Consider the following 17,170-nt stretch of genomic DNA (forward strand, 5'->3'; position numbering starts at 1 on the left):
CCTTACCCCTAAAATTGCCAAAAATCCACTAAAATTTCAAAATGTATATTTAAATAATGGCTTATTTAAGCCAAAATCTATCATTTTTGCGATTTAAGGCGTTTTGCCATTCAAGACGACATTCTCTTCATTAAGCCCGCCAAATTAACAATAAATCTCACGAAATTCCTGCAGTCTCACGCATGACCTTCAATTGGTCCAATTTCGCTTTAAGCGAGGCATTTTCGTGTAAGTCAGGGTCTTTTAAAACAAGTTGCGCCGCAGCTTCACGAACCGTTCGCACCAATTCCGTGTCACTCAACGACGCCATTTTTAAATCCGGAATTCCGCTTTGCTTAACGCCATAAACTTCACCGGGCCCGCGCAACACCAAATCGATTTCCGCCAACTTGAATCCATCCGAATATTTAACCAAAGACCCAAGCCTCTGACTGGAATCTTCAGAGCCTTGTTCGGTGAATAAAAAGCAATACGACTGATGTTCACCACGACCCACACGACCCCGAAATTGATGCAATTGAGACAACCCAAATCGCTCCGCGCCTTCAATCAACATGATCGTGGCATTCGGCACATCAATTCCCACCTCAATCACCGAGGTCGACACCAAAATATCAAGTTTCCCAAGCCCAAATTCAGACATCACCTTTTCTTTTTCATCGGACTTCAATTTGCCATGCAAAAGCCCCACTTTTAAGTCTAAAAAAACCTCTTTTTTAAGCCGTTCATATTCCGTAGTCACGGCTTTTACACCCAATACATCTGACTCATCAATCAACGGGCAAACTACAAAAACCTGCCTCCCCTTTTTAATCTGATCCGCGATCCAAAACTCAGCATCGCGCCGCTTATTTTCCGGCACCAACCGCGTGATGATCACTTGCCGGCCTTTGGGCATTTCATCGAGAAGCGAAATATCTTGATCCCCATATAAAACCATGGCCAACGTTCTCGGAATCGGCGTAGCCGACAAACTCAGCACATGCGGACTCCCCTGCTCCGCTAATTTCTCCCGTTGTTTCACCCCAAAACGATGCTGTTCATCAATCACCGCCAAGCCCAATTTTGCAAATTTTACGCCCTCCTGAATAAGCGCATGCGTGCCCACAATCAAGTCCACGGTTCCAGTCGCAATTTGCTCGTGAATTTTCGCTTTTTCTCCCTCTGAAAAACTTCCCAACAACAATTGAATATTAAAACCAAACCCATTCAAAAATTGATGCAACGATCGATAATGCTGACGCGCCAAAATTTCCGTGGGAGCCATGAGCGCACCTTGAAACCCGGAATTTAAAACATGAAATAAAGCAAACGCCGCGACCACGGTTTTCCCGGAACCCACATCGCCCTGCAAAAGCCGCATCATGGGATAAGGCGACGTCAAATCCTTCACAATTTCACCGATCACACGCTCTTGCGCCACGGTAAGCTGAAAGGAAAGTGAATCCAAGAATCGCTTAGACAAAACTTCATCAATTTTAATTTGCCGACCCGTATTTTTAGCCTTTTGGCGAAAGAAAAAACGACGTTGCATGGCCGCGATTTGAAGTAAAAAAAGTTCCTCAAAACCCAAACGATGACGCGCGGCATCAAGCTCTTCCTCACTCGACGGATCATGCACCGCACGCACGGCTTTTCCATAATCCATAAGTCCATATTCATCTTTCAAAGTCAGGGGCAAAATATCATCAAGAAGCTCAGTGCCCTTGAGCAACGGCTGAATCTTTTCACGAATCCACTTGGACGTGAGTGGCGGACGCTCATGATACATGGGCACCAAACGCGCGGAATGAAGTTGTTTTTTCCGCACCGGCTCATACAACGGACTCATCAACGAGACTTTAGTGCCGCTAAACTTGGCTTTGCCTGTCAAAATCACCTCATCGCCATTGCGAAGAAGTCGCATGATGTGTGGTTGATTGAACCAAAAAACCTCCACAGACCCCGTATCATCAGAAAAAAGCCCGCGAATCATATTCTTGCCGGTTCGTGTTTTTCTCATAAATAAGCTCGAAAGCTTTCCCTGAACCACATTCACAAGATCCGTCCGAAGCTCAACCACGGTCGTCATCTCCGTACGATCCCGATACGCTCGCGGAAAATAATGAAAAAGATCCTCCACCGTCACCACGCCCAATTCTCGCAAAGTCGCCAAATGCGCGGACGTGGTTCGAAGCACTTCCGCAAGTCGCGTTTTAAGGAGATATTTATAGGAGGAAGTGTCCATATAGGGATCTTTTGAGATTGAAATAAGTCGAGGAGAGAATTCCCTCTGTCGCATGCAGACACGAATGAAGTGAGTGTCTCTGAGAAAAATGCCCCATTTTCAGCCTCATGTTGAATTTTCAATAATTCGCTGATATTCAATGATCTTCTCAAGCGCATTTCGCTGCGCTCCATGCGTATCCTTAAAAATGCGACTTCGGAAACACTCTCCTCTCCTTGTTAAAAATCATTTTATCCCCTCTTCACTTTCAAAAACCTCCGTTTTCCGGCTTGCAAAAGCAACCCCTCCCCTTCCGAAATCTTAATTTTTGCATCCACATCAGTCTGAACTTGCGAATTCACGCGCACGCCTCCGCCATCCACCAATCGTCGCGCATCGCTGTTAGACGAAACCGAAGGAAATAAACGAAGCAATTCCACAATCGTCATCTCAAGTTTTGGTGCCTTTACTTCCGGAATTTCATCCGGGATTTCTTTTTGACTGAACACTTTCACGAAATTTTCCTCAGCAGCCTTAGCTTCGATTACACCGTGATACAACGTCACAAGTTCTCGCCCCAAACGCATCTTAAGATCGCGAGGATTTATTCCAGCCTCCAATTCTTTCTTCATCTTTTCAATTTCATCCATAGACACCGAGGTCGCCAACTCAAACCAGCGCAACAAAAGCGCATCCGGAATAGACATCACCTTCCCGTACATGTCATTCGGAGCCTCGGTCAACGCAATATAATTATTAAGACTCTTGCTCATTTTTTGAACTCCATCAAGACCTTCCAAAATAGGACACGTCAAAATATTTTGGGGTTCTTGTTCATAGCGTTCCTGAATTTGTCGCCCCATGAGTAAATTGAATTTTTGATCCGTACCCCCCAACTCAACACTCGATTCCAATGCCACGGAATCATAACCTTGCATGATCGGGTATAAAAATTCCTGCAAACTCAAATCAATGTCGTTTTGAATGCGTTGTTTAAAATCCGCGCGCTGTGCGATTTGCGCATACGTGACCTTGGAAGACAAAACAATCAAATCCTTAAAATTAAGTTTGCCAAGCCATTCGGAATTATAACGAACTTCCACTTTATCCATATCCAGCACGAGCCCGGCTTGCCGAATATAATCTTTCATATTTTGTTGAATTTGTTCATCCGTCATTGAAGGTCGTTGAACCGAACGCCCGGTGGGATCCCCAATTTTTGCCGTAAAATCCCCAATAAGAAAAATCACTGTGTGGCCCAAATCTTGAAATTGGCGCAATTTACGAAGAACAACCGCATGTCCGATGTGCAAAACCGAACCGGTTGGATCAATTCCAAATTTGATGCGCATTTTCTTTTTACTGCGCAATTTTTTCTCAAGATCTTCGCGAACAATCACGTCCACGGTACCACGACTTAAAAGTTCTAAAATCGGATCCGACATAAAGGAAATTTTTAAATTCTAAATTTGTTGAAATCAAGGTACAGTGTAATGGAAAAAGATGAATTTTTAAACAAAATTACGATGCCCACAAAAAAAATTACAAAAAAAGTCCAAACTTTAATCGCGACGCTGGACGAAAAAGGACTGCGCCTAGATCATTGGCTTGTGATCCATTTTCCTGAAAAAAGTCGCAGTGCTTGGCAAAAACAAATAAAACAAGGAAACGTTCGCCTCAACCATGCGTCCGTTTCATCAAACGCGACCTTAAAAGAAGGAGACACAATTAAAATTCGGCTCCAAACGCCATCCTCCACCTTAAAAGGAGAAAATATTCCACTCGACATTGTATTCGAAGATAAAAATTACGCGGTGATCAATAAGCCCGCGGGATTGGTAGTGCATCCCGGTGCCGGACATCAAGGCCACACTCTCGTTCACGCGCTTCTGTATCATTTCAAAAAAAATCTTTCCAAAACCAACGATTCCGATCGCCCCGGCATTGTCCATCGACTCGACAAAGACACCTCCGGCCTTTTAATGGTTGCAAAAAACGACATGGCCCATCGTTTTTTAACAGAACAATTCGAAAAAAAGGAAGTCCAAAAAATTTACACCACATTGGTTGAAGGACATGTAACTCCGACTCGAGGCAGTATTGAAGCCCCGCTTTCGCGCGGCGAAAAAAACCGCATCCAAATTCAAGTGACACAAAAAGGAGACAGCCGCTATGCACTCACGCATTACGAAGTGGAAAAACGATTCAATAACCCGATCCCCTGCTCTTTGCTCAAGGTACGCATCGAAACCGGACGTACTCATCAAATCCGCGTGCATTTTAAATCCATTGGCCATTCGGTCTTGGGCGACGCCCTTTATACAAAACCCTCATTAAAAGAAGTGAGCGAAGCCTTAGGTCTCACCCGTCAATTCTTACACGCCGCAGAGCTTTCCTTCATTTCCCCCACCACAAAAAAACGAGTGCATTATAAAAGCGAATTACCAAAAGATTTGAAACAAGCTCTCAAAAAGCTGAGTTAATTACTCCGCTTTTGCCTTTTTCACAGCTGTTTTCTTAACCGTTGTTTTTTTGACCACCGCTTTCTTAACCACCGGTTTTTTAACCACCTCTTTCTTGACTTCAACCGCCGATTCCTCAGCCACCTTGGTAGCCTTTGCAGATCCGTTAAGAACACTGATTTTAAGCACTTTGAGACGCGTAAAATCCGAACGATGTCCAATCGTACGTTGATAATGTTTCTTGGGTTTCATCTTAAAAACACGAACTTTCTTTCCGCGTTCATGCCCCATGACACGCAATTCAACTTTAATATTGTCGAGGGTGGGCATCCCGACTTTCACGCCTTTATCATCGCTCTCGGCGAACAAAAGAACTTTGGGAGCCATAAAATTTTTACCTTCTTCAAGATCCATACGATCGACTAAAATTTCGTCTTTTTCCTGAACAATATACTGCGTGGAACCGATTTGAATGACTGAAAACATGGAATTTTAGGTTAAATTGAACTTATCACAAAGCCCAACCAAACTAATGATTTTAGGGAGAAAAATCAAGCGAAAATTTTTCCTAAGCCGAAAATTGTTGCATGGCCTCGGGAAGTCCTTTCTTTAAAGCCAAAACAACAGCTTCGGTGAATCGTTCAACCAAGCGTTCAAATTCCGGAAATTCTTCATTGCGAAACGGCTCCAATACAAAATGCGTAAGATCCTGCTCAGCCGGCGCAATCACACCCCGACTTTCAATTCCCAACCGAAATCGAGGAAACTTTTCCGTAGAAAGCGTCTGAACCAACGATTTCATGCCATTGTGTGTGCCCGCACTCCCCTCTGCGCGAATGCGAAGCGTGCCCAGAGGCAAATCAATATCATCCAGCACCACCCACACGTCTTCGTTGTTGATTTTATAATAGGATTTCACGGCCTGAACCGCCTCCCCGGACAAATTCATAAAGGTTTGCGGTCGCATCAAAATCACTTTTTCCCCATTAAATTCACCTCTTGAAACCTCAGCCTTAAACTTGGCTTCATTCCGAAACGTGCCAAATTTCAATCGCTCGCGAAGCGCCTCAATCGCCAAAAAACCTGCATTGTGACGCGTCTTTTCATACTCTTTTCCGGGATTACCAAGCCCAACAATTAAGACCATAAATTGACAAAAATAAAATAAAGTAGTAAAATTATAAGATTTATATACTTAAAATAACATAAATATGACTGGAGGGCCAAAAAAACTAACAGATAACCCAGCGGCCACAGTAGATGATGGAGGATTTGATACGCCAGAACCGGGGACAGAAGAAATGCCAATAGCAGAGGCCACAAAAATAAGAATGGGAAAATTACTTTCTCCCGCCACTCCTTCCTCCACTGGAGAATCTTTTGCAGAAATATCATCCGCCGTGGTATCGACTGCTGTGGTACAAAGTCCTGTCGTGCCGACTGCTGTGGTACGAAGTACTGTAGGACTAACTATCATCCCCACCAAAAGGGGTTTCTCATGGAACCCTCTTACTTGGTTTCAAAAAAACGCTAAGCCTAACCTCTGAACCCAACCCTCTTCTCCCCCACCTGAATTTGGTCCCCCAACTGTGCACCTTTTCGGCGGAGCTCTTTAATCACGCCCAGTTTTTCAAAAACATCATAAACACGCATCTTGGCGGAGCGATTTCCAAGATCGGACATGACCACAATTTGCTCCAAGCGTTGCCCCACCACCGTAAATACCCTAAATTTAACTCCCTCTTCTTTCTTAACCACGGGCCCACTCACTTCAAACGCCAAAGGATTTTCTTCCAAATGAGGGCGGAACACTCGATAATTTTCACGATCCGACGACACTTTCTCAGCCAAAACCGTTTTCCGTTTCGCATGCAACTGTTGAACTTCTTTCCATAACGTAAACACGAATTCTTTCAACCCAGCTCCACTCACGCACGACACCGCAAACAACGGATATTTTTTACGTTTTTTCTTAAAAAATCCTTCCATCTCAGCCATCAACATATCTCTCGTTTCTTGATCAATGGAATCAATCTTATTGATCACCACAATCTGCGGTCGTTTGGCGAGCTCGGGATCATAAGCCTTGAGCTCATTTTGAATCACCGTAAAGTCCTTGGTAATGTCTTGCGCCTGACAATCCACCATATGCACCAAAATCGCGGTGCGAGACACGTGTCGGAGAAAATCATGGCCCAGCCCCTTTCCTTCATGCGCACCTTCAATCAATCCCGGGATATCCGCCACCACAAAACTCTGCCCTTGAGACCCGCCCCATTTCCCCAAATCCACAACCCCCATATTCGGCACCAAGGTCGTGAAATGATATTCCGCAATCTTGGGTTTGGCATTGCTGATGCGAGAAATCAACGTCGACTTTCCCACCGATGGTAAACCAATAATCCCAATATCAGCCACAAGCCGCATCTCAAGCCTCAAACCCTGTTGCTTCCCGGGTTCTCCTTTTTCCGCAAAATCCGGGGTCTGACGCACGCTACTGGTAAAATGAGCGTTCCCATACCCTCCGCGTCCTCCTTTTATAAACACAAATCGCGTGCCGGGTTCAATCAAGTCCACCACGAGTCGACCGGTTTTTTCATCATAAATTTGAGTACCCGGAGGAACATCCAAAACTAAATCCGGGCCCATGCGTCCGGCGCGATTGCATCGTTGTCCATTTTGTCCGCATTCCGCTTCATAAAAAACTTTTTTTCGAAAATCAATAAGCGTGTTTAAGTTGGGATTCACAAAAAACACCAAATCTCCGCCCTTGCCACCATCTCCGCCATCCGGCCCGCCATAAGGAATAAATTTTTCACGACGATAGCCAATATAACCATTCCCGCCGTTTCCCGCTTTCACCGTGATTGAGACTTGATCGCAAAACATAAAAAAAAATTAAATTGGTGCCCAAGAGAGGAGTCGAACCTCCACGGGGTTGCCCCCACTACGACCTGAACGTAGCGCGTCTGCCATTCCGCCACTTGGGCTAAATCAGTACTCTTTGTACCATGGTTTTCACCATAACACCATCGGCCTGGCCTTTGACTTTTGCCATCACCGCGCCCATTACTTTCCCCATCATTTTCGGATCTGTTACACCCATTTCAGCCACGGTTTCTTTCACAATTTTCTCCAGCGCCTCTTCGCTCATCATTTCCGGCATATAAGATTTAAGAATCGCGAGCTCCGCCTCCTCATTCGCGGCTAAATCCATCCGATTCCCGGCCTTAAATTGCTCGATCGAATCTTGACGCTGACTGATCTCTTTTTTAAGCAACCGCACCACATCTTCTTCGGTTGCCACCAATTTTTCCTTTCCCGAAACCTCAAATTTCATAATCGCAGCCTTGAGCATGCGCAAAACCGACGTTTTCACCTTATCTTGGGCCTTCATCGCCGTGACGAGATCTTGCTGGAGTTGTTCTTGAAGAGACATGGATGGAAAATTAATGGCTAACAAAAAACCAACCTAGAGGATACTACGAACTTCTTAAGGAGAAGTCAATCGAGAAAAGCCTTATCTAAGCCAAAAAATTTGACAAAATATAAATGATTAACTAATTTTAGATCCTTTCTAAAAAAGGCTCTTTTACTCATAAACATCACAAAAATGGCACCAACTGTAGCCCCAGAAACTCATCGAAATCCAACCCTTAAAGAACTCAAAGGAGCATTGAGCCCTTGTTACGATTGTGCCAACGAAAAAGGAGGTTGCACCGCCAGCTGCCCTTCCGGACTTCCGATTGCTGATATGATCCGACTTTTGTTAAAAAACGGAGTCCTCGGGAAATACGCCGCAGCCTCGCTTGCCATGAATGCAAATCCCATAGGAACAGGCTGTGCCGAAGCTTGTGGGGATCATTGCGATGCCGAAAAAGGATGCCGACAACGATTATTAACACTCCCCCTTCAAGAGTTACATGCCGAGGTTGCTCAATTTTTTGCCCAAAATTTAGCTCGATTTCCTCTGGAAAAAGTAAAGTTAACCGACAAACGTGTTGCCATTGTCGGAGATGGCCCAGCCGCACTTTCCGCTGCTTTATTTTTAGCCGCATCCGGAGTGGAAGTAACCATTGTTTCAAATACTCCCACCACACCAGGAGGATTATTAAAAAACATCCCACGCGTTTCCGCAGAATCACTCGAGGCCATTCAATCCTTATTAAGTCATTTTAGCGATCGAATCACAATTACCCATGAACGTCCTGACTTAAATGGAGAAACCCCTTATAACGGCGTCATTTTAGCTACAGGATTGGAATATAAAATCCCTTTACAACCTTTACAAGAAGGACGTAAAGATCGTTGTTCCCATGCAGGGGATCATGCAGTCCAATTCATTCGAGAACATCAAGTAGATCAAAATACTCCACTCCAAGGCCAAATCGTAGCCATTGTAGGCGGAGGAAAAACCGCAGTCGATGCCGCACTTTTAGCTCAACGATTAGGCGCCACTGTAACTGTTTATTACCGACGCGATTTTGGATCCATGGAGGGAAGAGAAGAAATTTTAAAAACCGGCATTGAAATCCAACCCTTACTAAGACCCACACAATCATTTGAAACTGGGGACAAAAAAATACATTTATCTTTTGAAAAGATGAAAGTAGCAATGCCTAATACACGCTTAGCTCCAGAAGAAAAAAGAGAGGTTGTCAAAGACGAAAAAGGATTGGACCCAGGTATTTGTGCCGACATGGTCCTCTGGGCCACTCCCGGGAAAAACCCCGATCTCTCGGACTTACGAACTTGGGCCGGAGAAAAACCTGTCATTGACGCCGGAGACATCGCGGATGGCGATCATCCCCGCACTGTAGCCGGTGCTGTAGGATCTGCCCAACGAGCCGTCAAGGAATTAGCTGGACAACTTAACATAGAGCTCCAACCCATCATTCGCCCGCCAAGAGTCAATACTTCTGTTGAATTCGCAGGGAAAACACTTACCACGCCATTCATTGTGGCCGCGGTCCCAACCTCGGATGCCGCCAACCTCACGGCCTGTCGCGCCGCCTTAAGCCAAAACGGATGCTCGGGAATGGTGATTAAAACCGTCAGTTTTGATGATCAACACATTGCCATGCCTGCCGGTTATATGGTAGATGCCGGAGACGGAAGAATGGGAAATGCAGATCACATTTCAAGAGCCGGAATCACACAGGCCATTGAAACATTAACAACGCTTAAAAAAGAATTCCCAGGTAAACTCATCGGGGTTTCCATCATGTCTCCCACCATCGAAGGATGGGGAACATTGGCTAAACAATTACAAAACGCAGGTGCCGATTTCGTGGAATGCTCTTTTTCTTGCCCTCAAGGGAACATGACTAACGATCCAGCCCAAAAGGGACAAATGTTAGGACAAAACCCGGAAGCCGCTTGTCGTGCAGCACGAGCCATGATCGAAGCAGTAGGCTCAGACTTCCCGGTTTCCATCAAAATCCCAACATCCAATACCGCTTTTGTAGCCTTAGCAAAAGCCTTGTACGACGCAGGAATCCGTTACATCACGTGCGCCAATTCCGTGCACGGGATCATCCCCACAGACCTTGAAGAAGGAGAAGGGATTTTCAAACCAGGGAAAGATAACATTTTTGCAAGTGTTGGTTTCACAGGAGAAGCAATCACTGCCGCTTCCCTCGCCAGTGTTCATACTCTAAGAGAAGCCCTACAAGAAAGTTGCCCTGATCTAAAAATCATGGGAACCGGGGGCATGATGAGTGGTAAAGATATGATCAACATGCTGGCAGTAGGCGCAGACTTAGTCCAAGTCGGAACCGCTATTATAGAAAGAGGCGTTGATGTTTTTGAAGAAGCGGAATTGGTGCTTGCTTATTATCTCCATGTTTTTCAAACAACAATGGGAAATTTGATGAGATCTGCCATTGGAAAATGTAACTTTGATAGGATGGTTCAAAGCGCCCGTCTCGGAAGTTTAGAACCCACTCATGATGAAGAAACTTGTGTAGGTTGCGGCAATTGCGCCACAACGTGCAACGAAGGAATGCATACCGCCATGTCAAGAACACCTAAGGGACAATACACTGTAGACCCCAATAAATGTGAAAGTTGCGGAGCCTGCGAGCAACTTTGCCCTACCGGCGCCATCACCATGGAACCTCGCACATAAGCAGAATTTATTGGCTCCAAAAGCTCAAAAATCCTCTTGAAACATAATAAATGTTTATATTAAAATAATGCCAATGAAGACCTCACGCAAAAATTCGATACACGAAAACAGCCGCACCTTCAATGCGTGTTCGGTCATTATTATTAGCCTTATTATTCGACCCCTTAACGGTTAGTGAGGCTTTTTGAATTCATTCACATGTTTAAGCCCGCTAACCACAGCGGGTTTTTTTATAATTTAACCCCAAAAAACATGACAAACGAAACACATCAGGCGGATCCAGATAATGCCGCAGTAGACCCTTTCTCGGATGGACTGCCCTCTCCATTAGAAGGGGGGGACCCAAACAATGAAACAAAAAGATGGGAAGAAGCGTTAGAACAAGACCTTGCAAGACTTGAAAAAGCCTTAGCAGAAAGAAACAGGGCAACGGCAGCACTCAACGATGGAGCTTCTTCTATAGAAGGGCAACCTTTTAGGGATGAATTCACTCAATGGTGCGATTTTCTTGAAGAAAAAGAAGAATTAGCCGCCTAACTCAACATCCTCTTTTCCCTCAAATTGTGCTGATATTTGAGCGCAAAGCGGTGCGCTTCATCGCGCAGTTGTTGCAATAAACGCAACTCCCCGGAATGCTGCGACAATTTCAACGACTCATTTTGATGGGGCACAAAAATTTCTTCCTCTTGTTTGGCCAACGATGCCACTGCCACATTCACGTTCATCTTTTGCAAAACCTCCACCACTGCGGAAAGCTGCCCCTTTCCCCCATCGATCAACAATAAATCCGGTTTTTTCTTAAAGGACGCATCTTCCTTTCCTTGAGTGAATCGATACACCATCACGATCGGCTTTCCCTTGTAATAACAAGCGCAAAAATCATGTTTTTCCTTCAACAACGGCGGAACTTCATCCAGTAAATGAAACCCAAGCCCTCCATACCAATCCAACATTTTTGCCGCGCACAAAATGTAAACTTTCCCTTTTTTCTGCTTAGCCAACAACGCGCGCACCAACTCCGAGCCCAATCCCTGCCCACGGAATTTGGGATCCACCCAAAGCGACCCCAATTCACTCACGTCCTTTTCGAGCGGTTTCAACCGCGCCATGCCCACGATTTTCTTTTTCCGTTCAATCACCAGCATTTTATGCACATCCAAATGCGCAGGATCGAGATCCGCTTTTTTCAATGTTTTTTGAATCCACGGCAACTCTTTTTTGCGCGGTTTTCGCATGTCGTCCGGCTTCTTTTTTAAATACGCCAACCGCCGTCCCAACACCTCGGCCAAAGCCGCATAATCATCGATTTCACCTTGAACGGTGCGCAATTTAAAATGTCGATAATCGCTCTTTTTTGGAAATCCACCCTCAAAAACCGCCATACTTCCGACCGTGTCCGTGCCACTCAAATGCGAAATGTCGTAACATTCAATACGCTTGGGAATTCGTGGAAGATTCAAAACCGTTTTCAAACCATTCAACGCCGCCTCCATATCAATGCCGGATCCGGCTTGCCATTTAACCTCAGACTGCCGGGCAAAACTCTTGGCATTGTCTCGCGCCAAATCCAACAGCGCCTTATTTTCTCCACGCTGAGGCGTAATCAACGGTATTTTTTTATTCGTAAAAGAATACAACCACTCCTCAAACAATATTTTTTCATCGAGGGTTTCGGGAATCAAAATTTCATCCGGAAAATCCGTGGCTTTTTCATAATATTGATACAAAAACGACGTCAAAACCTCAACCTCCTCGCGTTCCGCTCCGGACGAAAAATCAACAGCATTCAACGTGAAATTTTCTTGATTCAACAACTTGCCATCCCGGAACATGAACAACGTCACATACGCAGCCCCACCCTGAATCGCGAGCCCAATCAAATCGCGACTCGCATGGTCCGGCGCACTCACGCGTTGCGTGGACATGAGATCAGTCACAGACTGCAATCGATCCCGATAAAACGCAGCTCTCTCAAACTCTCGAGCCATGGCCGCTTTTTGCATTTCATCCCGCAAGGCTGTGAGCAAAACATCAATTTTCCCCTCAAAAAAAGCCAAAATCTGATCAACGACTTTTTTATATTCCTCGGGCATGGCCTCTAAAACACACGGCTTAAGACATCTTTTCCGATGAAATTCACGCGCTTTATCATCCCATTTTTGCGTTCGTTCCACAGACCCGCGCAAGTCCATCAAATAATCACAATGCCGATACGGAAATAATTTTCGCAACACCTCGAGCGTTTTCTTCACCGATGAAAAAGACGTTTTCGGGCCAAAATATTTCGCCCCGTCCCGTTCAAGTTTTCGCACCACCAAAACCCGCGGAAACGGCTCATTCACCGTAACCTTGATGTACACATAACTTTTATCATCGCGCATCAACACGTTGTAACGCGGCCGATACGACTTAATAAGATTGGTTTCAAGAATCAGCGCCTCAAGCTCAGATCCCGCAACCGTGTATTGAATATCCGCGGTATTTTCCACCAATTTTTGCAGTCGCGTAGAATGCGGACGCGACGCCTGAAAATACGAACTCACGCGATGATGCAAATCAATGGCTTTGCCCACGTACAACAAATTGCCTTTCGCATCTTTATACTGATACACGCCGGGCGCATGCGGCAAATGAGCGAGGATGGATTTGAAAGGGTGGGGAGTTTTCACAGGGGAAGTATAATACGAATTAGCGCTCAAAAGAATATCTATAAAAATAGAGGCGCGGGGATTTTTGAGGATATTTTGAGGCAAGAGGGAGAGGAAAATTTTTGTGAGCATTTTTAAGGAAGAGGACACGAGAATCATGATCCGAGTGTCCGACTCCCATGCGAACAAAAATTCTTCCTTCCCGATTGCCTTTAATAGACATTTTACTTCGCCACAAAACTCGTGGCCCCCAACCACGCCAAATTAAAAATCGACCGATTGGTCTCCGCATTACTCTGACTTTCAATGATCACCCCCATCATTTCATCCTTATCAAAAGAAATCGTGGCGACTTTATCCTCGTAAATATATTGCGCATTTTTAAAAGGGAAACGAGCCGAATTCACGGCAAAAATCTCTAAAAGCCCGGCCTTCAATCGTTTATGCATATTTTTTTTCACATATTCAATATTGAATTTATCATTCGGACACAAAAGACGATGTTTAATCCCCGTTTTCACCGCCGACTCCGCATACCATTTCAAATAATCCGAAAACAATTGAGAGGACAGTTGATAATTCGTATACCCAAGCACCTCGGTTTCACTTCGCAACAAATCCTCAAAAATCGCCTTCACTTCTTTACGCCCTTCAAAAAACTGAATTTTAGGCTTAAAAAAATAACGATTTTGCAAATTTAAAAGCTCCGGAACAATCGCTTTAGCGGTTTTATAACCGTCTTCCATCTGGTTCAAAATAATCTGAGGACTCACGGCATAATAAAATCGAATGCCCTTCTTTTTGGTGTGACGCACAAATCCTTTTCGACTGAGATTTTCCAAGGTGTTGTACGTGGTAACTCGATGTGCACCCGCTTTTCGCGCCACCGTACTCACAAACCCTCCACCCAATTCCAACAACGCGATGTAAGCTCCCACCTCTTCGGTTGAAAACCCGAGTTTTTCCAAATCATTGGTGATCATTTGTAAATTGGTGTAGATGATCGTCTACATATATTTTAGCGCCTAAAATGCCCCTTGTAAACCTGAAAATGAAAAACCACATATTTTAAACTGTTTGCCATTTTATAAAAAAAGAATACGCTTAAGTCATGCAATGCACCCAATGCCAAAAATCATTCCGTTATTTCCCGGGCGAAAAAGAAGCCTACGCTCAATTTGACGCCCCTTTGTCCGACCAATGCCCCGACTGTCGTCAATTGCGACGTCTGGCCTTTCGCAATGAAAAAAATCTCTACTACAACAAAAGTTACAAATCCGGAAAAACCATCATCACTCTCTATCCCGCGAGCAGTCCTTTTAAAATCATCGACCAGGACGAATGGTGGGACGACGATTTCGACGCCACCGAATATGGCATGGATTTCGACTTCACTAAGCCTTTTTTCGAGCAATTCAAAACCCTTCAAAAAAACGTCCCGCGTTGGTCTCGCATTTTTGTGAATTGTGAAAACAGCGACTTCACCAACAACTGCGCGAATGTAAAAAACGGCTATCTGTCTTTTTCTTCCTACGAAAGCGACAGCATTTTTTACTGCACCCGAGTCCATCGTCTCAATCATTGCATCGACTGTTTCAACGTCAAAGACAGCCAATATTGCGTAGGGTGCATGGATTGCAAAAAAAATTACAAACTCCATTATTCTCAACTTTCCGAAGGATGCAACGATTCCTATTTTTTATTCGATTGTCGTGGTTGTAAAAATTGCATCCTCTGCACACAACAACGCAATCAAGAATACACCATCCTCAACCAAAAATACTCCAAAGCCGATTATGAAAAACACAAAACAAAATTTCTTCACGAATTCAGCCAAAACCCACAAAAATTCCTTCAACAATTCGACGCCTTAAAAAAACAAGCGTTCCTCAAAAACATGCGCCTCCTCAATGCGGAAAATTCCTGGGGAGATTTCATCAATGATTCCAAAAACGTTCTCAATGGATTTTACATTGAAGAATGCGAAGACTGTATCAATGTTTTTGGCTGTTCCAAACTTAAAAACTGCTACGACAATTTCGTAAACGATCAATCTGAATTATGCTTGGAAGCCGACACGTCTTATCAATTGTATCGTTCCAAATTTTGCACCTATGTGGGAACGTGCAATGACGTGGAATATTGCGACCAATGTTTTCATTTAGAACACTGCTTTGGATGCATTGGAATTAAAAAACATAAATACGCCATTCTCAATAAAAAATATTCCAAAGAAACTTACGAAAACTTACGAAAACGCATCACCGCCCATATGAAAAAAACCGGTGAATACGGGAAGCCGTTTCCTGCCACTTTATCGTCTTTTGCTTACAACATAACCACGGCACACGATGTGCATCCTCTCAACAAATCCACAGCGGAAAAAATGGGCTTTCAATGGTATCTCGACGAAAAAGAGGCCACTTATTTGGGCGAACCCTACAAAATCCCGGCCTCTATCCAAGACGTGGAGGACTCCATTTGCGACAAAATTTTAACGTGCGAAGAAACCGGAAAAAACTACAAAATCATTCCTCAGGAATTAAAATTATATCGAATGCTTGAACTTCCTGTTCCACGCACCTGTCCCGACCAACGGTATCGCGCTTTACTCAAAATGCAACCGCCGAAAAAACTCACTGACACGATGTGCTCCCTATGCAAAACTCCCCTCCAAACCGTTTACCCAAAATCCCGAGAAGAAAAAGTGGTTTGCGAAAAATGCTATTTGGAGAAAACCTATTAAGATATATCATGGGCTCACCCCATGTCTGAGCCATTTTTTAAAGCCCCGCTCAATACCAAACAAGCGGTCCTCGCGACCCTCGCGTTTTTTGATCTTTTCGATTATCCACTCACCGCAGACGAAACACACCGCTATTTATTCAAACTCGAAGCCCGTCCCGAACACGTCCACATTGCGCTAAGAGAAAGCAAGCGCATCGAACCCGCGGGATCCTATTATCAACTCTTCAAGCCCGAGATACAAAATCTCAGCATTTCTCGAGAAAAAAATGAACAAATTTCACAAAAATTATGGCAAAAAATTGACCGATTTCGCTGGGTGTTTGCGCTCACGCCTTACCTCCGACTCGCCGCGGTGTGCAACACTCTTGCATTCAATAACGCCGACGAAGAAAGCGACATTGATCTTTTGATTGTGGCTCAAAAAAATCGCCTCTTTTTATGCCGAATAATTTTAACATTTTGGATGCAAATTTTAGGAATTCGACGTCATGGGAAAAAAATCAAAGCCCGTTTTTGTCTGAGCTTTTTCATCACTAAAGAAGCACTCGATTTAAGCGCTTTGCAAAAAGGCCCGCTGGATCTTTATTTCGCGTATTGGTTGCAATTACTCAAGCCTATTTATGGGAAAAAAGAACTCGCCGAACAACTCACCTCCGCCAATCGCTCATGGCTCAAAAATTTCTTTTTTAAACCCCTTCCTCCATCGCACGAACAACTAAAACCCGTGTCCGGATTTTTTGAATTTCTCAAATCCATTCAAGAAAAAATTCTCAACACTCAACTCGGAGAAAATCTCGAGACTCGTCTCCAAAAATGGCAAATCCGTCGCGCCAAACAAAAGCGAAACGCCCTCGGTATTTCCTTTGACGACACCGCCATCGTGATTCACGAAAACATCCTCAAATTTCACAACATCGACCGAAGAACAAATATTTACGAAAAATGGATCAAAAAGCTTGAGGAATACTTATAAAGT

13 protein-coding genes and 1 tRNA gene are annotated in these 17,170 nt (G+C 44.4%); 5 read left to right on the plus strand and 9 right to left on the minus strand.

Translation table 25 applies throughout. The features are described 5' to 3' along the window. Positions 1-130: 130 nt before the first annotated feature. On the minus strand, positions 131-2,227 hold the full coding sequence (gene recG, locus WC882_01755; protein MFA5842385.1) for an ATP-dependent DNA helicase RecG: 2,097 nt from the start codon (positions 2,225-2,227) through the stop codon (positions 131-133). A gap of 230 nt (positions 2,228-2,457) precedes the next feature. After that, on the minus strand, positions 2,458-3,651 hold the full coding sequence (gene tyrS / locus WC882_01760; GenBank protein MFA5842386.1) for a tyrosine--tRNA ligase: 1,194 nt from the start codon (positions 3,649-3,651) through the stop codon (positions 2,458-2,460). An 81-nt stretch (positions 3,652-3,732) separates the two neighbouring features. Between tyrS and WC882_01765 the strand changes: the two genes are divergently transcribed. Further along, positions 3,733-4,689, plus strand: a complete 957-nt coding sequence (locus WC882_01765; GenBank protein MFA5842387.1) for an RluA family pseudouridine synthase — start codon at positions 3,733-3,735, stop codon at positions 4,687-4,689. On the opposite strand, the gene rplU is transcribed toward WC882_01765, so the two are convergent. The 5 genes from rplU to WC882_01790 all read right to left on the minus strand — a co-directional run bounded on the left by rplU (position 4,690) and on the right by WC882_01790 (position 8,107). Continuing rightward, on the minus strand, positions 4,690-5,154 hold the full coding sequence (gene rplU / locus WC882_01770) for a 50S ribosomal protein L21 (GenBank protein ID MFA5842388.1): 465 nt from the start codon (positions 5,152-5,154) through the stop codon (positions 4,690-4,692). 82 nt (positions 5,155-5,236) lie between these two features. Continuing rightward, positions 5,237-5,815 carry an aminoacyl-tRNA hydrolase gene (pth, locus tag WC882_01775; protein ID MFA5842389.1) on the minus strand — a complete coding sequence of 193 codons (579 nt, stop codon included), beginning with the start codon at positions 5,813-5,815 and terminating at the stop codon, positions 5,237-5,239. A gap of 389 nt (positions 5,816-6,204) precedes the next feature. Next, positions 6,205-7,557 carry a GTPase ObgE gene (gene obgE, locus WC882_01780; protein MFA5842390.1) on the minus strand — a complete coding sequence of 451 codons (1,353 nt, stop codon included), beginning with the start codon at positions 7,555-7,557 and terminating at the stop codon, positions 6,205-6,207. Between the two features lie 15 nt (positions 7,558-7,572). After that, positions 7,573-7,658, minus strand: a tRNA-Leu gene (locus WC882_01785). Continuing rightward, positions 7,658-8,107 (minus strand): GatB/YqeY domain-containing protein, encoded by a 450-nt coding sequence (locus WC882_01790; protein ID MFA5842391.1) that lies wholly within the window; start codon positions 8,105-8,107, stop codon positions 7,658-7,660. Before WC882_01790 ends, WC882_01785 begins: the two co-directional genes overlap by 1 nt. A 174-nt stretch (positions 8,108-8,281) precedes the next feature. On the opposite strand from WC882_01790, the gene WC882_01795 reads away from it, so the two are divergent. Together WC882_01795 and WC882_01800 are read left to right on the plus strand one after the other, a co-directional pair. Beyond that, the gene (locus tag WC882_01795; GenBank protein MFA5842392.1) at positions 8,282-10,798 is read left to right on the plus strand and encodes an FAD-dependent oxidoreductase; all 2,517 of its coding nucleotides are present in this window, start codon (positions 8,282-8,284) and stop codon (positions 10,796-10,798) included. A gap of 252 nt (positions 10,799-11,050) precedes the next feature. After that, the gene (locus tag WC882_01800) at positions 11,051-11,335 is read left to right on the plus strand and encodes a hypothetical protein (protein ID MFA5842393.1); all 285 of its coding nucleotides are present in this window, start codon (positions 11,051-11,053) and stop codon (positions 11,333-11,335) included. Here WC882_01800 and uvrC read toward each other — a convergent pair. Beyond that, positions 11,332-13,467: an excinuclease ABC subunit UvrC gene (gene uvrC / locus WC882_01805; GenBank protein MFA5842394.1), complete on the minus strand. Its 2,136-nt coding sequence runs from the start codon at positions 13,465-13,467 to the stop codon at positions 11,332-11,334. The genes WC882_01800 and uvrC overlap by 4 nt on opposite strands. A gap of 203 nt (positions 13,468-13,670) precedes the next feature. After that, positions 13,671-14,429: a helix-turn-helix domain-containing protein gene (locus WC882_01810; protein ID MFA5842395.1), complete on the minus strand. Its 759-nt coding sequence runs from the start codon at positions 14,427-14,429 to the stop codon at positions 13,671-13,673. 128 nt (positions 14,430-14,557) lie between these two features. Here WC882_01810 and WC882_01815 point away from each other — a divergent pair, with 128 nt between their 5' ends. Then, entirely contained in the window at positions 14,558-16,192 is a 1,635-nt protein-coding gene (locus WC882_01815) for a hypothetical protein (GenBank protein MFA5842396.1), read from the plus strand. A gap of 21 nt (positions 16,193-16,213) precedes the next feature. Further along, on the plus strand, positions 16,214-17,167 hold the full coding sequence (locus WC882_01820; protein MFA5842397.1) for a hypothetical protein: 954 nt from the start codon (positions 16,214-16,216) through the stop codon (positions 17,165-17,167). Positions 17,168-17,170: the final 3 nt, after the last annotated feature.

It is taken from the genome of Candidatus Gracilibacteria bacterium, from assembly GCA_041658685.1.
Lineage (GTDB): Bacteria > Patescibacteriota > Gracilibacteria > UBA1369 > UBA12473 > JBAZZS01.